Origin of the sequence: Vibrio sp. ABG19 (assembly GCF_029962385.1) — a bacterium.
Classification (GTDB): domain Bacteria; phylum Pseudomonadota; class Gammaproteobacteria; order Enterobacterales; family Vibrionaceae; genus Vibrio; species Vibrio ostreae.
On the sequence record NZ_CP071708.1, the window covers coordinates 1,927,958 to 1,947,244 of the forward strand.

14 protein-coding genes are annotated in these 19,287 nt (G+C 55.3%); 7 read left to right on the forward strand and 7 right to left on the reverse strand.

Features of this window, described 5'->3' with window-relative positions; genetic code table 11:
• Positions 1 to 66: 66 nt before the first annotated feature.
• Complete coding sequence (locus J0X00_RS15165) at positions 67 to 357, reverse strand: YebG family protein (protein WP_136483432.1); 291 nt, start codon at positions 355 to 357, stop codon at positions 67 to 69.
• A 119-nt stretch (positions 358 to 476) separates the two neighbouring features.
• Positions 477 to 1,367 carry a LysR family transcriptional regulator gene (locus J0X00_RS15170; RefSeq protein WP_282478301.1) on the reverse strand — a complete coding sequence of 297 codons (891 nt, stop codon included), beginning with the start codon at positions 1,365 to 1,367 and terminating at the stop codon, positions 477 to 479.
• A gap of 166 nt (positions 1,368 to 1,533) precedes the next feature.
• On the opposite strand from J0X00_RS15170, the gene recC reads away from it, so the two are divergent.
• From recC to recD, 3 genes are all read left to right on the forward strand, one after another.
• The gene (gene recC / locus J0X00_RS15175) at positions 1,534 to 5,016 is read left to right on the forward strand and encodes an exodeoxyribonuclease V subunit gamma (protein ID WP_282477134.1); all 3,483 of its coding nucleotides are present in this window, start codon (positions 1,534 to 1,536) and stop codon (positions 5,014 to 5,016) included.
• A 356-nt stretch (positions 5,017 to 5,372) separates the two neighbouring features.
• The gene (gene recB / locus J0X00_RS15180; protein ID WP_282477135.1) at positions 5,373 to 9,008 is read left to right on the forward strand and encodes an exodeoxyribonuclease V subunit beta; all 3,636 of its coding nucleotides are present in this window, start codon (positions 5,373 to 5,375) and stop codon (positions 9,006 to 9,008) included.
• A complete protein-coding gene (gene recD, locus J0X00_RS15185; RefSeq protein WP_282478302.1) occupies positions 9,008 to 11,155 on the forward strand; it encodes an exodeoxyribonuclease V subunit alpha in 2,148 nt (715 codons plus the stop codon). Before recB ends, recD begins: the two co-directional genes overlap by 1 nt.
• Positions 11,156 to 11,273: 118 nt before the next feature.
• Here recD and J0X00_RS15190 read toward each other — a convergent pair whose 3' ends face one another.
• A complete protein-coding gene (locus J0X00_RS15190; protein WP_136483437.1) occupies positions 11,274 to 11,453 on the reverse strand; it encodes a hypothetical protein in 180 nt (59 codons plus the stop codon).
• 352 nt (positions 11,454 to 11,805) lie between these two features.
• Positions 11,806 to 13,146: an amino-acid N-acetyltransferase gene (argA, locus tag J0X00_RS15195; protein WP_136483438.1), complete on the reverse strand. Its 1,341-nt coding sequence runs from the start codon at positions 13,144 to 13,146 to the stop codon at positions 11,806 to 11,808.
• 188 nt (positions 13,147 to 13,334) lie between these two features.
• On the opposite strand from argA, the gene J0X00_RS15200 reads away from it, so the two are divergent.
• The 4 genes from J0X00_RS15200 to csdE all read left to right on the forward strand — a co-directional run bounded on the left by J0X00_RS15200 (position 13,335) and on the right by csdE (position 16,425).
• Positions 13,335 to 13,793, forward strand: a complete 459-nt coding sequence (locus tag J0X00_RS15200; protein WP_282477136.1) for a DUF2850 domain-containing protein — start codon at positions 13,335 to 13,337, stop codon at positions 13,791 to 13,793.
• 71 nt (positions 13,794 to 13,864) lie between these two features.
• Positions 13,865 to 14,980 carry a murein transglycosylase A gene (mltA, locus tag J0X00_RS15205; protein ID WP_136483440.1) on the forward strand — a complete coding sequence of 372 codons (1,116 nt, stop codon included), beginning with the start codon at positions 13,865 to 13,867 and terminating at the stop codon, positions 14,978 to 14,980.
• Between the two features lie 166 nt (positions 14,981 to 15,146).
• Positions 15,147 to 15,956 (forward strand): tRNA cyclic N6-threonylcarbamoyladenosine(37) synthase TcdA, encoded by an 810-nt coding sequence (gene tcdA / locus J0X00_RS15210; protein WP_282477137.1) that lies wholly within the window; start codon positions 15,147 to 15,149, stop codon positions 15,954 to 15,956.
• Positions 15,957 to 15,966: 10 nt separating this feature from the next.
• Positions 15,967 to 16,425: a cysteine desulfurase sulfur acceptor subunit CsdE gene (csdE, locus tag J0X00_RS15215; RefSeq protein WP_136483442.1), complete on the forward strand. Its 459-nt coding sequence runs from the start codon at positions 15,967 to 15,969 to the stop codon at positions 16,423 to 16,425.
• A gap of 160 nt (positions 16,426 to 16,585) precedes the next feature.
• On the opposite strand, the gene csdA is transcribed toward csdE, so the two are convergent.
• From csdA to panE, 3 genes are read right to left on the reverse strand one after another with little or no spacing between them, the layout of a single operon-like run.
• Positions 16,586 to 17,797, reverse strand: a complete 1,212-nt coding sequence (gene csdA / locus J0X00_RS15220) for a cysteine desulfurase CsdA (RefSeq protein WP_282478303.1) — start codon at positions 17,795 to 17,797, stop codon at positions 16,586 to 16,588.
• 1 nt (position 17,798) lies between these two features.
• A complete protein-coding gene (locus J0X00_RS15225; protein ID WP_136483443.1) occupies positions 17,799 to 18,398 on the reverse strand; it encodes a DJ-1 family glyoxalase III in 600 nt (199 codons plus the stop codon).
• On the reverse strand, positions 18,395 to 19,285 hold the full coding sequence (gene panE / locus J0X00_RS15230; protein WP_282477138.1) for a 2-dehydropantoate 2-reductase: 891 nt from the start codon (positions 19,283 to 19,285) through the stop codon (positions 18,395 to 18,397). The genes J0X00_RS15225 and panE overlap by 4 nt, the downstream gene beginning before the upstream one ends.
• Between the last annotated feature and the right edge of the window lie 2 nt (positions 19,286 to 19,287).

The window sequence follows — 19,287 nt, forward strand, 5'->3', positions numbered from 1 at the left end:
TTTACCCGCTAAAGCCGAAAAGCAACGACTTAAGCCGGAAAACAACAACAGCGGTTTGGGATTGGATTAAGCGGCGTCGTCGACAGCTTGATCGTCTTTGACGGCTTTAGGTTTCTTTGGTGTCGGTTTACGTTTGGCACCCAGGGCATACAGAACTTCTTCTTTGTTCTGGGCCAGATACATGGCCAGCTCTTCCTGTTTGCTTTCGTCTTCTACCAGTTCACTTTTACCCAGCAGTTCGAACAGCTCGTCCGCCATGTCCAGCATTTTGTCATATGCGTCAGCTTCGGCTTTCGAGGTAAAAGTCATTTTCTCTTCTCCGTTGCGTTCCACCACGTACTTAACGATGACAGCCATGGTTCATCCTCTACATTTTGCTAATAAATTACTGGCTTTTTATACAGTTTTTGCAATCAGAAGTCCAGCCACAGTGCGAAAACTGTGGCGTGTGCTTAAGTGCGGATGAACAGTCTGAATCAGCCTTGCCAGTGATGGCAGAATTCGATGAAACGTTGTAGCAGCGGGCTCTGGTATTTCTCTTTATGTACCAGGACCCAGAAGCGGCGTTTCATGTCGAGCGGGACATTGAGCACCTTGATGCGGCCATCATTAATGGCGCTTTTGGCGGCAAGGCGCGACAGGCAGCCAAAGCCCAGTCCGGCCGAAACGCTGTTGATCAGCGCTTCGGTGGTATTGAGTTCAAACGCTTCATGCCACTGCTCGATACGCGGCGCAATCGCGCGCAGGAAAAACTCACGTGAGCCTGAGCCCGCTTCACGCAGTACCCAGTCACTCTGCTCGAAATCACGCAGCAATACTTTGTCTTGTGCAGCCAGCGGATGATGCGGCGCGCAGACGATGCACATTTCATCCTGGCTGAACTGGGTCGACATCAGTTGCGGGTGCAGGGTTTTCCCCTCAATCAGTGCAATATCCAGCTCATAGTCGACCAGTTTCTCGCAAATCAGTGCCGAATTGCCAATAAACAGGCTTTGTGAATGATGGTCAAATTTATCCCGGAAGGCACTGAGCAGATAGGGCGCGACCTGATTGCCAATCGTATCACTGGCACCGATACGTAACTGGCCGGACAGGGTCTGGTTGTCGTTAAACAGTTGGTCGAGATCTCTGGCGCGGCTGAGCAGTTCATCGGCCAGCGGCAGCAGTTTTTGCCCTTCCTGGTTGAGGATCAGGCGGTTATTGACCCGGTCAAACAGCGCGTGGCCGAGCTGTTTTTCCAGCTCCGATAACGCCATGCTAACCGCAGCTTTGGACAGGAACAGCATCTCGCTGGCGGCAGTCAGGGTTTTATATTGGGTGACGGTGGTAAAGACCCGCAATTGCTTGAGCGAAATATTGGCAGCCATAGGTTTAGTTGTGTTTAACATCAATCAGAATAGGTTCAGTATATCTGACCGGTTACAAGCACGGCAAATTGCGTATTGCTTAACCCTTTGCGCACTCTATCCCGTACAGCCGGGCATGCTTATGATAATCTGAATATTATTATGGTTAGAGCTGCGTGAGTGCCTTGTGTTTACCGTTTACCACTCCAATAAAGTTGATACGCTGAAAATCCTGCTGGTGCATCTGATTAAAAATGATCCGCTGGCCAATCCCTTTGCCAAAGAGCAGATTCTGGTGCAGAGCCCGGGGATGTCGCAGTGGCTGAAAATGGCTTTGGCGCAGGAGCTGGGCGTGGCCGCCAATATTGATTTTCCGCTGCCGGCCACCTTCATCTGGGAGATGTTTACCCATGTGTTGCCGGACGTACCGAAACGCAGTGCTTTTAACAAAGAGGCGATGACCTGGAAGCTGATGGAGCTGTTGCCGGGCATGCTCGGTCAGGACGAATTCGTGCCGCTGCGCCGCTATCTGCAGGATGACAGCGATCAGTCCAAGCTGTATCAGCTGGCGGAAAAAATCGCCGATATCTTCGATGGCTACCTGGTGTACCGTCCCGACTGGATTGCCAGCTGGGAAGCGGGGCTGGATGTGGCCGAAATCGACGGTGAACACCCGTGGCAGCCGCTGCTGTGGAAAGCGCTCTACGATTACACCCTGGAGCAGGGCCAGTCGCATTATCACCGTGCCAATCTGTATCAGAGTTTTATTGATGCGCTGGCCGCGCCTGGCCTCAGTCAGGAGTGGCTGAATAAACTGCCTAAGCGGCTGTTTATCTTTGGTATTTCGGCGTTGCCGCCGCGCTATATGGACGCACTGAAAGCACTCGGGGAGCACATCGATGTCCATCTGATGTTTACCAACCCTTGCCAGCACTACTGGGGTGACATTCGCGATCGTAAATATCTCGCCCGGGTCGAAAACCAGCGTCGCAAGCGGCTGGCGCTTGATGGTGACCGGGTCGAAGTCAGTGCGGAGGTCTCACCGCTCAAAGGCAGCCTGGATGACTATCCGCAGGAGGATGAACTGCACACCGCGCAGGCGGTGGGTAACAGCCTGCTCGCGTCGCTCGGTAAACTCGGGCGCGATAACCTTTATCTGCTGGCACAGAGCGAGAATGAAGAGCACGAACTGTTTATTGAGGTTGAGCGCGATAGCCTGCTCCATCAGCTGCAGGCCGATATTCTCCATCTCGCAGAGCATCAGGATGACCGTTTGCTGGAAAGCAGCGCGCATAAAGCGCAGGTGGCAAGCGGCGATCGCTCGCTGACTCTGCACGCCTGCCACAGTCCGATGCGGGAAGTGGAAGTGCTGCACGACGAGCTGCTGGCGATGTTTGACCGCGATCCGGACCTCAAACCACGCGACGTGATTGTAATGGTGGCAGATATCAACGCTTACAGCCCTTACATTCAGGCGGTGTTCGGTAACGCGCCGGGCGAGCGTTTTATCCCGTATTCCATTTCGGATCGTACCGCCGATCAGGAAAGCCCGATCCTCAACGCCTTCATGCAGCTGGTCAATCTGCCTCAGTCGCGCTGTCTCGCTTCTGAGCTGCTGGAGCTGCTCGAAACACCGGCCATGATGGCGCGTTTTGCCCTCGATACCAGTGAATTCGAGATTGCCAAGCGCTGGGTGGAAGAGTCCGGTATCCGCTGGGGGCTGAATGACAGCACCGCGAGTGAGTTTGAGCTGCCGCCCACCGGCCAGAATACCTGGCAGTTCGGTATTGCCCGTATGTTGCTGGGCTATGCGATGCCGACCTCGGCCGGTCTGTTTGATAATGGTGCGCAGATGCTGGCTCCTTACAATGAAGTGCAGGGCATGAGTGCCGAGCTGGCCGGTAAGCTGGCGCACTTTATCGACACCATCAGCCATTACCGCAGCGAGTTGGCCAAGACCCAGTCGATCGATGCCTGGCGTGAACGGCTCTCCGCGCTACTGGATGATTGTTTCAGTGTCGAGCTGGAAGGGGAGATGGCGCTTAAATCGATTCGCGATACCTTGGCGGCGCTGAAAGAGCAGCTCAGCGATGCCGGTTACCAGCAGGATATCGCGCCGGCTATTATCAGCCAGTACCTGCACGATAAACTGTCCGGCACCCGGGTCAGTCAGCGCTTTTTGGCCGGCCAGGTCAACTTCTGTACCCTGATGCCGATGCGTTCGATTCCGTTTGGCGTGGTGTGTCTGCTCGGCATGAATGACGGCGTCTACCCGCGTTCGATGCCGCCGGAAGGTTTCGATTTGATGAATGGCCGCACCCGTCCCGGCGATCGCTCACGGCGTGATGATGACCGTTACCTGTTCCTGGAGGCGATGTTGTCGGCCCAGCAGACCTTGTACATCAGTTACGTCGGCCGTTCGATCCAGGATAATACCGTGCGCGTGCCGTCAGTACTGGTCAGTGAGCTGCTGGAATATTGTCAGCAGAATTACTGCCTGGTGACTGACAGCGCATTGCCGTGTGACGAATCGGGCCAGCGTCTGGTGGATCAAATCCATTTCAGCCATGCCATGGTGCCATTCAGCCCGCAGGCGTTTTTGTCTGATGTTGGCAGCTACGCCCGTGAATGGTTACCGGCTGCACTGCGCCAGGGCCAGCCGGGCGGACAATTTCAGCGCGCGCTGGAGGATTACCTGCTCGATGTGGTTTATCCGCTCGAGCTGGATCTGGTTGAGCTGCAGCGCTTCTGGCGTTTGCCGGTGCGCTATTTTTTCAACCGCCGTCTTAAAGTGGTGTTTGAGCCGCCGCTGCCGGTGATGGAAGATGATGAGCCGTTTGCCCTCGGCGGGCTGGCCAGCTATCAGCTGCGAGATGCGCTGCTGGAAAACCTGCTCGGTGCGGCGGATGAAGAGAAACGTCAGGCAGTGCTGGCTGAGTTTAATCAGCAGCAGCGCGCCCAGGGTAAACTGCCGGTCGGCGCCTTTGGTGAGCTGGAATTTGAAACCAACCGGGTTCAGGCGGAAGAGCTGGTGGAAAAAATCCATTACCTGTGTCAGGCGCCGCTCGATGACCGCGAGGTCAACCTCACGCTGGATGGACTGGGCGAATCGCGCCCGGTGCAGTTAACCGGCTGGCTGACACGCTGTTTTCAGTCGGGGCTGGTGCGTTATCGCAGCGGCTCGATTCGCTCGCAGGACATTCTCGCTGCCTGGATTGATCATCTGGCCGCTGCCGCCATGGGGCACAGGGTGACCACCCATTTGATCGGTTATGACCGTAAAGAGGGCGTGGTGCACCAGGTGCTGCCGCCGCTCGGTGAATCGGCTGAGCAGAGTCAGAGCCTTGCGACGGCGCAGCTCAATGAATTGGTGCGCTTGTTCTATCAGGGCATGACCGAGCCGCTGCCTTATTTCCCTAAAACGGTGCAGGCGGGTATTGAAGCCGGCTTCAGCCGCGGTAAGTGGGTGGATGACGAAGAGAAAGCACTGAAGAAGATGGCAGATACCTTTAATGACGGCTTTATGAGTCATGGTGAAGGTAACGATGCTTACATTGCGCGCTTATGGCCGCAATGGAATGAGGAACTGGCGCAGCAGGTACGTATGCTGGCAAGCCTGGTGTTTCAGGCGCCAAGGCTGCAACTGACAGACAGTGCGGAGAGAGAGTAATGGGTAAGAGTGGGTGGCCGCCAGAAAATCATTATAGTGTAGGGCGTTCGCTGTACGGCCACAGGTCAGAGGGACCATTATTCGTTTGTTTAAAGCAGTAGTCGTTTGAAACAGTAGTCGTTTGAAACAGAATGCGGTGGAGTGCGAGCTCACCGGATGGTGTATGGCGGGCTTGCATCAATGGGGTGCAGTATAGTGTGCCAACTTGGTGCGTATCGTGAGTCAGATCTCATTACCTTGCGCTAAAACAAAAATTTACATAAATACATACATTTTTATAATTTGGATCACATAATCCTCTGTTTACCCGGCAGCGGAAATGGGTGGTCAATCATCAACTGAGGATGCATCAGACCATGAGTGTCACTTCCCACATCACGGCAACACCGCTGGAAACCATGCGTTTTCCCTTGCATGGCGCCCGTTTGATTGAAGCATCTGCCGGGACTGGTAAAACCTTTACCATCGCCGGTCTCTATCTGCGTTTGTTGCTGGGGCACGGCCATGAGGCCGGATTTGACGGACTGGACGAAGCAACCCGGCATGCGGTGCCGCTGACGGTTGACCAGATCCTGGTGGTGACTTTTACCGAAGCGGCCACGGCCGAGCTGCGAGATCGGATCCGGGCCCGGATTCACGATGCGCGTCTGGCATTCAGCCGCGGGGTGAGCAGCGATCCTGTGATTGCCCCCCTGCTTGAGGAAGTGAGCGACCACCGCCAGGCGGCCAGTCTGCTGCTCAATGCGGAGCGGCAGATGGATGAAGCCGCGGTGTATACCATCCATGGTTTCTGCCAGCGTATGCTGACCCAGAATGCGTTTGAGTCGGGCAGCCGTTTTAATAATGAATTTGTCACCGATGAAAGCCATCTCAAAGCTCAGGTGGTGGCCGATTACTGGCGGCGCCAGTTCTATCCGCTGCCGCTGCATCTGGCCGCCGAAGTGCGCCGCCTGTGGGCATCACCGGCGGCCTTGCTGGAGAAAATCGGCGGCTATCTGACCGGCTCGCCGCTTAAACTGACCACACCGGTGATGGACGGCGATCTCGCGGCCCTGCATCAGGACAATCTGCAACGCATCGAAGCGCTGAAAGCGCAGTGGCGTGCGGCGCAGGACGATATACATGACTGCATTGCCAGTTCCGGCATCAACAAACGCAGCTATACCAAAAAATCCCTGCCCCAATGGATTGAAACCGTGTCGCACTGGGCGGCGCAGCCGACCAGCGGCTATGACGTGCCGGAGCACTTAAAGCGCTTTGCCCAGAATGTACTGGCTGAGAAAACGCCCTCCGGCGCAGTGCCGCAGCACGAGCTGTTTGCGGCTATCGAACGTTTCCTCGCCCAGCCGGTGACGCTGGAAGCGCCGCTGCTGGCGCATGCGATTACCCATTGTCGTACCATGCTGGCGAAGGCCAAAGCGAGCAAACAGTGGTTGTCGTTTGATGATCTGCTGACGCAGTTATCGGCCTCGCTGGACGGCGATGAGCAAGGGACGCTGGCGGCCCGCATCCGCACGCTGTATCCGGTAGCGATGATCGATGAATTCCAGGATACCGATCCGCTGCAATACAGTATTTTCAGCCGCATCTATCTTGATTACCCGCAGTGCGGGCTGTTTATGATCGGTGACCCGAAACAGGCGATATATGCTTTTCGCGGCGCGGATATCTTTACCTATATCCGTGCCCGTAATCAGGTAAGTGCTCACTATACGCTCGGTACTAACTGGCGCTCGAGCGCGGATATGGTGGCCGCCGTTAACCAGGTGTTTGAACGCCCGGACAGCCCGTTTATTTACGACGACGACATTCCGTTTCTGCCGGTGCAGCCGAGCCCGAAAGCCGCGCAGCGTGGCTGGTTACTTGATGGTCAGGCGCAGCCGGCGCTCAATTACTGGCATCTTGAGGCCGAAGCGCCGGTCACCAAAGGCAGCTATTTTGATGCCATGGCCAATGCCACCGCCAGCCAGATCCAGCATATTCTCAGCGCGGCCCAGCAGGGCGCCGCAAAGTTCAGTGACGGTGCGCAGATTGAAGCCGGTCATATCGCGGTGCTGGTGCGCACCGGTAATGAAGGGCGGATGATCAAAGAAGCACTGGCCAGACAGGGCATTGCCAGTGTCTACCTTTCCAACCGCGATAGTGTGTTCAGCAGTGCGGTGGCGGCGGATCTGCAGCGTTTGCTGCAGGCGGTGCTGACACCGGAAAATGATCGCGCGATGCGTGCCGCGCTGGCTTCGCCCTTGTTTGCGCTTAATGCCGAGCAGTTGGATGCGCTCAATAACGATGAGAATGAGTGGGAAAACGCGGTCAATGAGTTTAAGCAATATCGCCAGTTATGGATCGATCGCGGCGTGTTGCCGATGCTGCGTAGTGTGCTCAGTCTGCGTCATATCGCTGAACGTTGGCTGGAAGAAAGTGATGGCGAGCGCTTACTGACAGATTTTATGCATCTCAGTGAATTGTTGCAGCAGGCGACGCAGGAGATTGACAGCGACCACGGTCTGCTGCGCTGGCTGGCGCAGTCGATTGTCGATGCCGAGCAGGGGCTGGGCGGCAGTGATGAGGCGATTCAGCGCCTTGAGTCGGAGCGGAATCTGGTTCAGATCGTCACCATTCATAAATCGAAAGGCCTGGAGTATGAGCTGGTGTTTCTGCCGTTTGTGCTCAGTTACCGCGAAGCGAGTGAAGGGAAATATTATGATGCGGCGAGCGGTGAGACTCTGCTGGATATCACTGCCCAGGACGCTTCGTTGCAGCAGGCTGACAAAGAGCGCCTGGCAGAAGATCTGCGCCTGATTTATGTGGCGCTGACCCGTGCGGTGTACGGCTGTTTCATCGGCCTGGCACCACTGCGCAATGGCCGTTCAAGCAAAGAGCCGACCGGGGTACACCAAAGCGCGATGGGTTACCTGCTGCAAAATGGTGAGCAGGGTGGGCTGGATTTGCTGCGCAGCAGCGTGCAGCAGCAGGTCGATACGCTGGCCTGTGTCGCTGCGAGTGAGCCGCCGGAGCTGCCGCCGCAGCCGTTTGTCGCCCGCCAGGAGAGTCTGCCTGAGCTGAACGCGCGTACGCTGAGCCGCGAGATTGACCGTTTATGGCGCATCACCAGCTACTCCGGCCTGGTCAAACAGGGCAGTCACAGCCATGATGCCACGCTGGAAATCGGCGGTTTCGATGTGGATTCGGCCGATGAACATGATGAGGAAGGGCTGCCGGAACCGGAGCGCTCAATTTTCACCTTTCCGCGCGGCGCCCAGCCGGGCACCTTTCTGCACTCGCTGTTTGAGGAGGTGGAATTTACCCAGCCTGCCGGCAGTGAGTTGAATACCCAGGCTATTAGCGACTTGATGGAGCGCGAGCAGGTCGGCAGCGAGTGGCTGCCAGTGTTGCAGCAGCTGGTCGATACTGTGCTCAGCACGCCGCTGGACGGTAAAGCGCTGCGTCTTAATCAGAAATCGCCGGAGCAGCGTCTGACCGAAATGGAATTTTTACTGCCGATCGAAGTGCTGAGCGCAACCGCGTTGAACCGGGTGGTGCAGCGTCACGATCCGCTGTCGGCTCAGGCCGGTGACCTCTGCTTCTATACCGTACAGGGCATGCTGAAAGGCTTTATTGACCTGGTGTTTGAACATCAGGGCAAGTATTACGTGCTGGACTGGAAATCCAATCATCTCGGTGATGATGTGGCCGCCTATCATGGCGCGCGCCTGCAGCAGGCGATGGCCGAGCACCGCTATGATTTGCAGTACCAGCTCTATGCCCTGGCGCTGCACCGTTTTCTGCGCAGCCGGATTGCCGATTATGACTACCAGCGCCATTTCGGCGGGGTATATTATTTGTTTTTGCGTGGCATGGATGGAGAATCGGATCATGGTATTTTCAGCGCCAGACCGAGCCAGGCGATGCTCGAGGAACTGGATGATTTGATTCGTGGATTAGAGCCGCAAAGCCGAACCACCTCTGCCGGGCAGATGGAGCTTGATTTATGATGACCTTTGATGAGGTACAAACCACCTTACAGCAGCTAAGCCAGCAGGGCGGGCTGCGCCAGATCGATTACCAGTTCGCGCGCTTTATAACCGCGCAGTGTCCGGCCGGACAACTGAGTGAGGCGCAGCGCAGTGTACTGCTGCTGGTGGCGGCAGCGGTCAGCGCAGAGCTGGGGCGCGGTCATATCTGCCTGCCACTGCGTGATGAGCAGGGCAATGCACTGGATCTCGCCGCCCGGCTCGGCTTGTTTGGGGATGCCGCGCTGCCGCTTAATCAGTTATGGCTGGCCTGTGACTGGGCCGAGCTGGTTAAGCAGTGCACTTTGCTTGGCGTGCAGGGCGAAGCGGTGCCGCTGATGTACGACGGTGAACGGCTGTATCTGCATCGTTACTGGCACTATGAAGTGACTCTGGCGCAGCGCTTACAGAGCTTTGGGACACCCATGATCCTAAAGCCTGCGGAGGTCGATAATCTGCGTCTGCGGCTGGATAATCTGTTTGCCCGTGACTATCGCTTTTTGCATCAGGCGCTCAGCCCGGATCTCAATCAGGTCGCGCGTCAGCGTCTGGTGTGTGACCTGTTGGATGTGGTCGATGAGGGAGCTCTGGATTGGGACGCGATTGATGCCAAGTTGCAGGGGGCGCCGCGCCTGACGGATTTGAACGTGCTGGACAGCTTAGTGCCGCAGGCTCACTGCCTCAACTGGCAGAAAGTGGCGGCGGCGATTGCGCTGACGCGCCGTTTTGCGGTGATTTCCGGCGGCCCCGGCACCGGTAAAACCACCACGGTGACCAAACTGCTTGCGGCGCTGATCAGCCAGTCGCAGCAGCAGGGCCATATTTCGGCCATCAAGCTGGTGGCGCCGACCGGTAAGGCCGCAGCGCGGCTGACCGAGTCGATCGGCAAAGCTGTCGCGGATCTAGCGGTGGAGCCGGAACTTAAAGCGCTGATCCCGACTGAATCGAGCACCATCCACCGGCTGCTGGGGGCTATCCCGGACAGCGCGGAGTTCCGTCATCACGCCGCTAACCGGCTGCACCTGGATGTGCTGGTGGTTGATGAAGCCTCAATGGTCGATTTGCCTATGATGGTCAAATTAGTCGATGCGTTGCCCGCACACGCGCGTCTGATCCTGCTTGGCGATAAAGACCAGCTTGCCTCGGTCGAGGCCGGTGCGGTGCTGGGCGATATCTGCTCTTTTCTGCAGCAGGGTTACAGTGCCGAACAAAGTCAGCTGCTGGCGCGCTTAACCGGATTTATGCCGGCGGCGCTTAACCCGCGTCAGGATGAGATTGCCGCAGGTGCCCGCGCAGCGGTTAGCGACAGTTTATGTATGCTGCAAAAGAGTTACCGCTTCGATGCCCGCTCCGGAATAGGCCAGCTGGCCAAAGCCGTCAACAGCGGTCAGGCAATGTGGATTGACCGGGTGTGGCAGCAAGATTTTGCCGACATTGCCCATTTTGCGCTCAGTAGTGAGCATTACCATCAGATGCTGCAGTCGCTGGTGACAGGTTATACGCTGTATCTGCAGCGCCTGCGTCAGCCGTTGCAGGCTGCGGAGTCCGATCGCGTTGCGGAGTCGATGGCCGATAAAGCGCGCGAGGTACTGACTTTGTTCAGTCAGACCCGCCTATTGTGCGCGCTGCGCGAGGGTGACTTTGGCGTCACCGGACTCAACGTGCGGATTGAGCGCGCTCTGGCGGCACGCAAACTGATCAAAGTTCAGGATGAGCTCTGGTACAGCGGTCGCCCGGTGATGGTGACCCGCAATGATCACGCTCTGGGATTATATAACGGCGATATTGGTATCTGCCTGCGCGATGAGCAGGACGATCAGCAACGGCTTAAAGTCTATTTTGAGCTGCCGGACGGCAGCGTAAAAGCGGTCTTGCCAAGCCGGGTTCCTCTGCATGAAACCGCCTATGCGATGACGATTCATAAATCCCAGGGCAGTGAATTTGATTTTACTCTGCTGATTATACCGCCGGAATTCAGCCCGATCCTGACCCGTGAGCTGGTCTATACCGGTATTACCCGCGCCAAGCGTCGTTTGGCACTGTATTGTGATATGGGCGTGATGAAGCGGGCGATCAAGCTGAAAACCCAGCGTGCCAGTGGTTTGGTGCAGCGTTTAAGCGCGTCCTGAATTTTGCTGTATCGCGCTGGGAAAAACAAACAGGCAGCCCTTGGGCTGCCTGTTAACTATTGGGTCAGTGACTATGTCTTTAATGGCTACATTGAGTCAGTCAGGCACCTTTATCGCGTCAGATAAACGCTTTGGTAAAAGTAATAGTACGAATCTTGTAGCGTTGTTTTGATTCAAGGATAAACGTCCGAAGTTGCTCGCTTACCGGGAAAACGCAATGCACGTCCAACCCTTCCAGGAACTCGTTATCGGCCATATCCCAAAAGCTTTGCAGTGAGTTACAAATAACGGTTTTCATCTTAAGTTGCTCTTAACGACTGGTTGAGTGATAAAAGCAATCCATGCGCGTACTAAGCTTTGTCGCTTAGCTGATAATCCTGAGACTCCGCTTCACTTAAGCTGCAGGCTTCAAAGCCAGGTATTCAAATCGAAGTGATTGGAGTGCAACGTGCAGCAAAGGTCACCTGAATACAAAAGGTCACCGCAATAAAAAGGTGATGCCTGTCACGTTTGAGCGAATTTTACACAGTTATGGCAGGCTTGAAAAGTGTTGATTTTATAAACAAAAAGATGCAACGGATTGAATCTTTTTATATTGAGCTTTGCTCGAACTATATACTGCTTTCATGGCAGTAATATAGATGAAAATTTCACTTAAGATTTAAAATTAAGATTTTTGAACGGCGCTGATAGTTGTACAGGCTCTGCTTGGCCATCGGCAGGCTCTCAACCCCGACTTCGGTAAAACCTTGCTCACGGAACCAGTGTAAGCTGTGAGTAGTGAGGACAAATAAACGCTCAATGCCCATCTGTTTGGCCTGGTGTTTCATGTGATTGAGCAGCAGCAGACCACGGTTACCATCACGGTACTCAGGATGGATCGCCACACACGCCATTTCGGCCATGCTCTCTTCCTGATACGGATAGAGCGCGGCGCAGCCAATCAAGAGGCTGTCTTTGTCGATGATGGTAAACTTATGAATTTCCTGTTCTAACTGCTCACGCGAACGACGTACCAGGATGCCTTGTTCTTCCAGCGGGCGAATCAGATCAAAAATGCCGCCGATATCGTCAATCTGAGCCTGACGCACCTGTTCGGCACTCGCCATGACGATTTGGGTACCGATACCGTCAAACGAGAACAGTTCCTGGATCAGAGCGCCATCTTCTTTGTAACTGATCAAATGACTGCGCGGTACACCGGCGCGGCAGACGGAAACCGCGGCACGCAAAAAGCGCAGGGTTCCGGTCGAATCATCGCTGGACGGATTGCTTTCTGATTCCAGACGCTGGACCAGTTTTTCAACCTCGGCCGGGAACAATTCGGCGATCGAGTTGCCTTTCTCATCGATGATGCCCTGCTCCGAGCAGAAGCCGATCAATTTATCCGCTTTTAATCTTATCGCCACTTGGGTCGCCACTTCTTCTGAGAGCAGGTTAAAACACTCACCGGTGACAGAGCTGGCAATCGGACCCAGCAGTACAATTGAGCCTTGATCTAGGGTACGGTTAATCCCGTCGATATCGATGCGGCGGATACGACCACTGTGGCAGTAATCAATGCCGTCATCCACGCCGAGCGGCTGGGAGATGACAAAGTTCCCACTGGCGACATTGAGCTGAGTGCCGGCCATCGGGGTATTGTTGAGGCTCATCGACAGGCGGGCGGTGATCGCCAGTTGCAACTGACCGGCAGCCTGCATAACCAGGCCGAGTGCTTCTTCGTCGGTGATACGGATACCTTTGTGGTAAGGCGTGGTGTGATTATTCGCTTCGAGGATTTGGTTGATCTGAGGACGGGCACCATGCACCAGGACGATTTTGACTCCCAGGCTGTGCAGCAATGCCAGGTCGCTGATGATATTAGTGAAGTTTTTATCAGCAATCGCTTCACCACCCACCATGACCACCATGATTTTGCCACGGTGAGCGTTGACATAGGGTGCGGATTGTCTGAACCCCTTTACAAGGGCGGTACTACGAATTTTCACGGCCTGACACTCAAGTTGATTGTTTATTTATGTTTGAATAATGACTTTTTATTCATCTGTAAACAAGTATTTTTTTGCTTTCAGCTTAAAATATCATCTTGATGTGACAGAGCCGGGTCGGGCCGGTTATCCCGGTCAGTGAAATGGTGGCCTCGGCTGCCACATTATGCAACTCAAAATGGAATAACATGTCAGATAATGAGGCTTTCGCAGCGCTTTTTGCCGCGTTGCGCTCTGTGCAGCGCAAAACCGTTGAGCGTTGTTTACTAACGATTGCGGTGGCAGGCACTGTGCTGGTTCTGCTGCTGTACGGCAATCTGTTCAGTCAGTTGGCATCCTTGACCCAGCCGCCGAAAAGCACTCTGTACGGCGTGTGGAAAGAAAAAGATGTCGCGCCGTATCTGGCGCAAACCATCGAAATCCGGCCGGATGTTGTGTTAATGGATGGCCGGGTGGTGACGACCCGCTATGACTATGACGGGCACTCGCTGCGTTATCGGGTCGGTGGCCAGGCTTATCTGTTTCAGATGCGAAATGAGGAGCACACGGAAATGAGGTTAGCTTCGTCAGCGCACTATAATCCGACTTTTCAATTGTCAGCGCCGGCGGGGCAATTGTCAGAAAATGACAAAAAACATCTTCAGTAACCATTCCTGAATTGCGCTTGTGAGCGGAGTTTGTCATCCTTTTGCCTAATTCAGCAAATGGACGAACTCCAGTGACAAAACGTTTATTTTCCTATCTTTCTCTGGCGCTGCCGGTAGCGCTGCTTGTCGGCTGTGCCCAGCCGACTGATCGCGCCCAGCAGTACCTAGATCCCGAATTTGCCCAGCCACTGAATCAGGTCGCTGATGTACACTCCAACTCGCCACGTGATTTTACCGAGTTTGCCAAGCAGAGTGAGGCGGTGGTGACGAAATCGCCTTCGATGGCGGCGATGTACGGCCCGTTGTACGAGCAACTGAGTGAGTGGGCGATGCAAAGCGGCGATCCGCAGACTCTGGCTCAGTTTGGTATTCAGGCTGCACAGATGGGCGGCGGTGATAAGAAAGGCAATGTGTTGTTCACCGGTTATTTTTCGCCGGTGATCGAGCTGCGTCACACCCCGGATGACGAGTTTCATTTTCCGGTCTATGCCAAACCGGATTGCAGTTCAGACTGCCCGACCCGTGAGCAGATCTACGCTGGTGCACTGCAAGGTCAGGGGCTGGAATTAGGCTACGCTGCTAACCGGATTGATCCGTTTATTATGGAAGTGCAGGGCAGTGGCTTTGTCCATTTCGGCGATGACGACACGCTGGAATATTTCGCCTATGCCGGTAAGAATAATAAAGCGTACGTGAGTATCGGCCGGATTCTGATTGAGCGTGGCCTGGTCGAACGTGACAAGATGTCGCTTAAAGCGATTAAAGACTGGGTGCTGGCCAACGATGACGCTACGGTTAAAGAGCTGCTGGAGCAGAATCCGTCGTATGTATTTTTTGCCCCGCGCGCTGCGGCGCCAGTAACGGGTAGTGCCGGGATCCCGCTGCTGCCGATGGCTTCGGTGGCCGCAGATCGCTCGCTGTTACCGATGGGCACGCCGATTCTGGCCGAAGTACCGCTGCTGAATGCCGATGGCAGCTGGTCCGGCGCTCATCAGCTACGCCTGCTGATTGTGCTCGATACCGGCGGTGCGGTAAAACAGAATCACCTCGATCTGTACCACGGCATGGGGCCGCGTGCCGGGACCGAAGCCGGCCATTACAAACACTTTGGCCGGGTATGGAAACTGGGGCTGGAAAACAGTCCGACACAAGCACCTTGGGCTACACCGCCAGAGAAGTTACAATAGTTACCCGGCGGGCTTGCCCGGCTAGACTTTTGGTTAAAGAGTGCGTATAAATCGCACTCTTTCTTTTTTGAACCCTTTGATTGTGGATGGTCCGGAGCCAATAGACGGCGCGTAAATGTCGCCGATCGTGTGGTAATCCGGACATTTCCTGTTGTGGATGATTAGTATGCGCGAACTCGATACCCCAGCCTCTGACAGTTATAACCAGCGTTTTGGCGGCACACGTCGTTTATACGGCAACAGCGAAGTGGACATTCTGCGTGCGGCCCATGTGTGTGTGATTGGTATTGGTGGTGTGGGCTCTTGGGCGGTGGAAGCGCTGGCGCGCTCCGGAATTGGTGAACTGACCCTGATCGATATGGATGATGTGTGCGTCACTAACATCAATCGTCAGATCCACGCCATGAGCGGTACGGTTGGCCAGAGCAAAATCGAAGTGATGGCCGAGCGGGTCAGACTGATCAATCCGGAATGCAAAGTGAACCTGATTGACGACTTTATTACTGCCGATAACCAGCATGAGTACCTGAGCAAAGAGTACGACTATGTACTGGATGCAATCGACAGCGTTAAAGCGAAAGCTGCACTGCTGGCTTACTGCCGCAGCAATAAAATCAAGGTGCTCACGACTGGCGGGGCTGGCGGTCAGACCGATCCGACCCAGATTAAAGTCGCGGACCTGACCAGGACGATTCAGGATCCGCTGGCGAAAAAGATCAAAGACCGTCTGCGCCGTTTCCATAATTTCCCGACCAATCCGGCGCGTAAATTCGGTATTGATTGTGTGTTCTCCACGGAGCACCTTAAATATCCGCAGGCAGATGGCAGTGTGTGCGCGGTCAAATCCAGTGCGGAAGGACCGAAACGTATGGACTGTGCCAGCGGCTTTGGTGCGGCGACTGTGGTAACGGCGACCTTCGGCTTTGTCGCGGTGTCACGCATTATCGAAAAACTGATTCAGAAACACCGCGCGTAACGGAGCCTTTATGTCTGATTATTCTTGGTCTGATTTTCCGGATTCGCCATTTGGCAGCGACATTCACAGCACTGATGTACTGGCAGTGATGCAGCAGATGAAAGGCTGGGAAGATCGCTATCGTCAGGTGATTCAGTGGGGTAAAAAGCTGCCACAGATGCCGGATGCGCTAAAGAGCGAGCAAGTGACGGTCGCTGGCTGTGAAAGCCAGGTCTGGCTGCTGGCGGCTCAGCAGGGCGATGTGTGGCACTTTTGCGCCGATTCGGATGCGCGCATCGTGCGTGGCCTGATCGCTCTGGTGATGGCGGCTTATGAAGGTAAAACCAGCGCCCAGATTCAGGCGTTTGATATCGATGATTACTTTGCCCGACTGGGCCTGATTGCGCATCTCAGCCCGTCGCGCGGCAATGGCCTGAAAGCGATTGTTGAGCAGATTAAACATCTGGCGACATATCCCCTTCCTACTTGAAGCTGCAACGGTGTTGGCTGCATTCGTTCACCCCAATCACACATACTGTCTCTATGTGATTGGGGATTCACTTATTTGCCGCCTACCTGCAACTCCAAGTTGTTTGGGTATAAGATTTTAGGATCCTGATTCCTGGTTCCTAAAACCCTTCTCCTCTCAACTACAGCATATCGACTGCTTTTTCTATTGCTGCGATTAAGCGTTGCACTTCTTGCATCGAGTTATAAATCCCGAACGAGATCCGCACAGTGCCTTTGACAGCGAAGGCATCCATTAACGGATGAGCGCAGTGATGGCCGGCACGGACCGCAATGCCCTGCTGATCGAGCAGTGTGGCCAAGTCCTGATGATGGACGCCGTCCATCACGATACTGAGAATACTTGAGTCCGGCTGGTAGCCCAGCACCTGAATATCGTCCAGCTGCAGCAGCGCCTGATAGGTCGTGTGCTGCAACTGATGCAGATGCGCTTCAACCTCGGTGCGCTCAAACCCGCAGTACCAGTCGATGGCCGTCGCCAGTGCAATCGCGCCGGCCACATTCGGCGTGCCGGCTTCAAATTTACCCGGCAGCTCGGCAAAGGTGGTGCCGTCAAACGAGACCTTCTCCACCATTTTTCCACCGCCGTGCCAGGGTGGCATCGCTTCCAGCAGCGCCAGTTTGCCATACAGCACGCCAATACCGGCCGGTGCATACAGTTTGTGACCGGAGAAGACATAAAAATCGGCGTCCAGCGCGGTGAGATCGATCTCTTCATGCACGATGCCCTGCGCGCCGTCGACCACCACCACTGCGCCGGCCCGATGGGCGGCGTCAATCACCGCTTCAATCGGCTGGCGGGTGCCGGTGACATTGGTGATGTGGGCCAGCGCGACAATTTTGCACTGGTCAGACAGCAAGTGGTGGAAAGCATCCAGGCCAAACTCGCCGTTGGCGGTCATCGGAATTTTGACCACCTTAGCGCCGGTCTGCTGCGCCACTATCTGCCACGGTACGATGTTGGCGTGATGCTCGGTTTCGCTGACCAGGATTTCATCGCCGGGTTGCAGAGTTGAACGGGCGTATGTCTGCGCAATCAGGTTAAGTGCTTCGGTCGCGCCCCGGGTCCAGATAATACTTTTACTGCTTGGCGCGTTGATAAAGCGGGCGATGCGTTCACGCGCGGCTTCAAACTGGCTGGTGGCATGCGCGGTCAGGCTGTGGCTGCCGCGATGCACATTGGCATTCTGCGCGCTGTAATAACGGCTGATGGCATCAATCACCACTTGCGGCTTTTGCGTGGTCGCCGCACTGTCGAGGTAGATCAGCGCCTGATCATTAATGGTTTGCTTGAGCGCCGGAAACTGGGCGCGAACCGCGGCAATATCCAGCATGTTATTCGATACCCAGTTTTTCATAGTTAAGCTGAGGCAGGGCAACCAGCGGAACGGCGACTTCACGCGCCAGCGCTTTTCCGGACAGCTGGACAATGATTTCGACCGCAAATTCCAGCGCCGTGCCCGGCCCCTGGCTGGTCAGCAGATTGTTGTTGACGTCATAGGTGACGCGGCGGTTCCGCCACAAGTCGGCGGGAATACACTGCTGAAAATTGGGATGACAGGTCATCAGCGCACCCGGATAAAGGTCGTGGTGCTGCAGGACCACCGCCGGCGCGGCGCAAATGGCGGCAACCAGGCGGCCATCGTATTTTTGCTGTCTGATGATCTCGACCAGCACAGTGCTGTCACGGAACACTTCTGCGCCGCCGACACCGCCGGCCAGCACCACGGCATCAAATTCATCATCGGCGACGTCGACCAGTTTGCAGTCGGCAGTCAGTGTCACGCCTCGGGACGCGCGCATGGTGAGGTGACCGTCGAAATCCGCGCTGGCTACCACAACCTGATAACCGGCCCGGACCAGAATATCAATCAGAGTGACGGCTTCCATCTCTTCCGTGCCCGGAGCGATAGGGATCAGAATGCGTTTTGTCATGCTTGGGTCCAACTTTGTTGTAAGGATTGAATGTGTTGATACAGTTGCTGGTTAACCGGTACGGCCAGACCATGCTGCTGCGCTTTGCGCACCACGTATCCGTTGATAAAGTCTATCTCGGTTTGGCGCTGATGGACAACGTCCTGATGCATTGAAGAGCGATTACGTGCCGTGGCGGCAATGACAAGATCGACGGTGGCGCGCAGCGAGTGTTGATCGACCGGAATGTCTTCCGCGCGCATCACAGCGGCAACTTCGGCAATGATGCTATCTAGCCGGGCGCGATAGCGCGGGTCGGCCAGCTCTCCATTACTGATTTGCTCAATCGCTGTCAGCGGGTTAATCGCACAGTTAATCGCGAGTTTCTGCCACAGGGCGTGCTCAATGTGTTGGTTCCAGCTCACCTGGGGCAGGGCATGCTGCAGCACGTCACAGACAAACTCGCAGCGGGCACCCGGCGTATTAAAGGGCCCGATTTGAGTTTGCCCTTGCCCGGTATGCAGCACCTTGTCCGGCGCAGGTTTTAGCGCGCCATGCGTGGTGGTCGACAACAGCACAGGATAAGGCGCGAGGCGATCACTGAGGTCATCCAGCGCCCCCATACCGTTATGCATAAACAGCAGGATGGTCTCATCGGCAATTTGCTCAAGCAGGGCAGGTAAAGCCGACGCGACTTGCCAGGCTTTCACCGTGATCAGTAACAAATCAGCGCGGTGCAGCGTGTCAGGCTGATTATAGGCAAAATTGAGCTTGGGCTGCTCATCACATTGCAGCGACCAGTGTGTGGCGTTTTGAGTGCCCCACAGCGCCACCTGATGTCCGGCCTGGTGCAGATGCGTCGCCCACAGGCTGCCAATGGCTCCGGGACCGACAATCACGATATTCATGC

Coding starts and splice junctions, on each gene's coding strand:
- J0X00_RS15165 (WP_136483432.1), bottom strand. CDS start 357: ATGGCTGTCATCGTTAAGTACGTGGTGGAACGCAACGGAGAAGAGAAA.
- J0X00_RS15170 (WP_282478301.1), bottom strand. CDS start 1,367: ATGGCTGCCAATATTTCGCTCAAGCAATTGCGGGTCTTTACCACCGTC.
- recB (WP_282477135.1), top strand. CDS start 5,373: ATGAGTGTCACTTCCCACATCACGGCAACACCGCTGGAAACCATGCGT.
- recD (WP_282478302.1), top strand. CDS start 9,008: ATGACCTTTGATGAGGTACAAACCACCTTACAGCAGCTAAGCCAGCAG.
- J0X00_RS15190 (WP_136483437.1), bottom strand. CDS start 11,453: ATGAAAACCGTTATTTGTAACTCACTGCAAAGCTTTTGGGATATGGCC.
- J0X00_RS15200 (WP_282477136.1), top strand. CDS start 13,335: ATGTCAGATAATGAGGCTTTCGCAGCGCTTTTTGCCGCGTTGCGCTCT.
- tcdA (WP_282477137.1), top strand. CDS start 15,147: ATGCGCGAACTCGATACCCCAGCCTCTGACAGTTATAACCAGCGTTTT.
- csdE (WP_136483442.1), top strand. CDS start 15,967: ATGTCTGATTATTCTTGGTCTGATTTTCCGGATTCGCCATTTGGCAGC.
- csdA (WP_282478303.1), bottom strand. CDS start 17,797: ATGCTGGATATTGCCGCGGTTCGCGCCCAGTTTCCGGCGCTCAAGCAA.
- J0X00_RS15225 (WP_136483443.1), bottom strand. CDS start 18,398: ATGACAAAACGCATTCTGATCCCTATCGCTCCGGGCACGGAAGAGATG.
- panE (WP_282477138.1), bottom strand. CDS start 19,285: ATGAATATCGTGATTGTCGGTCCCGGAGCCATTGGCAGCCTGTGGGCG.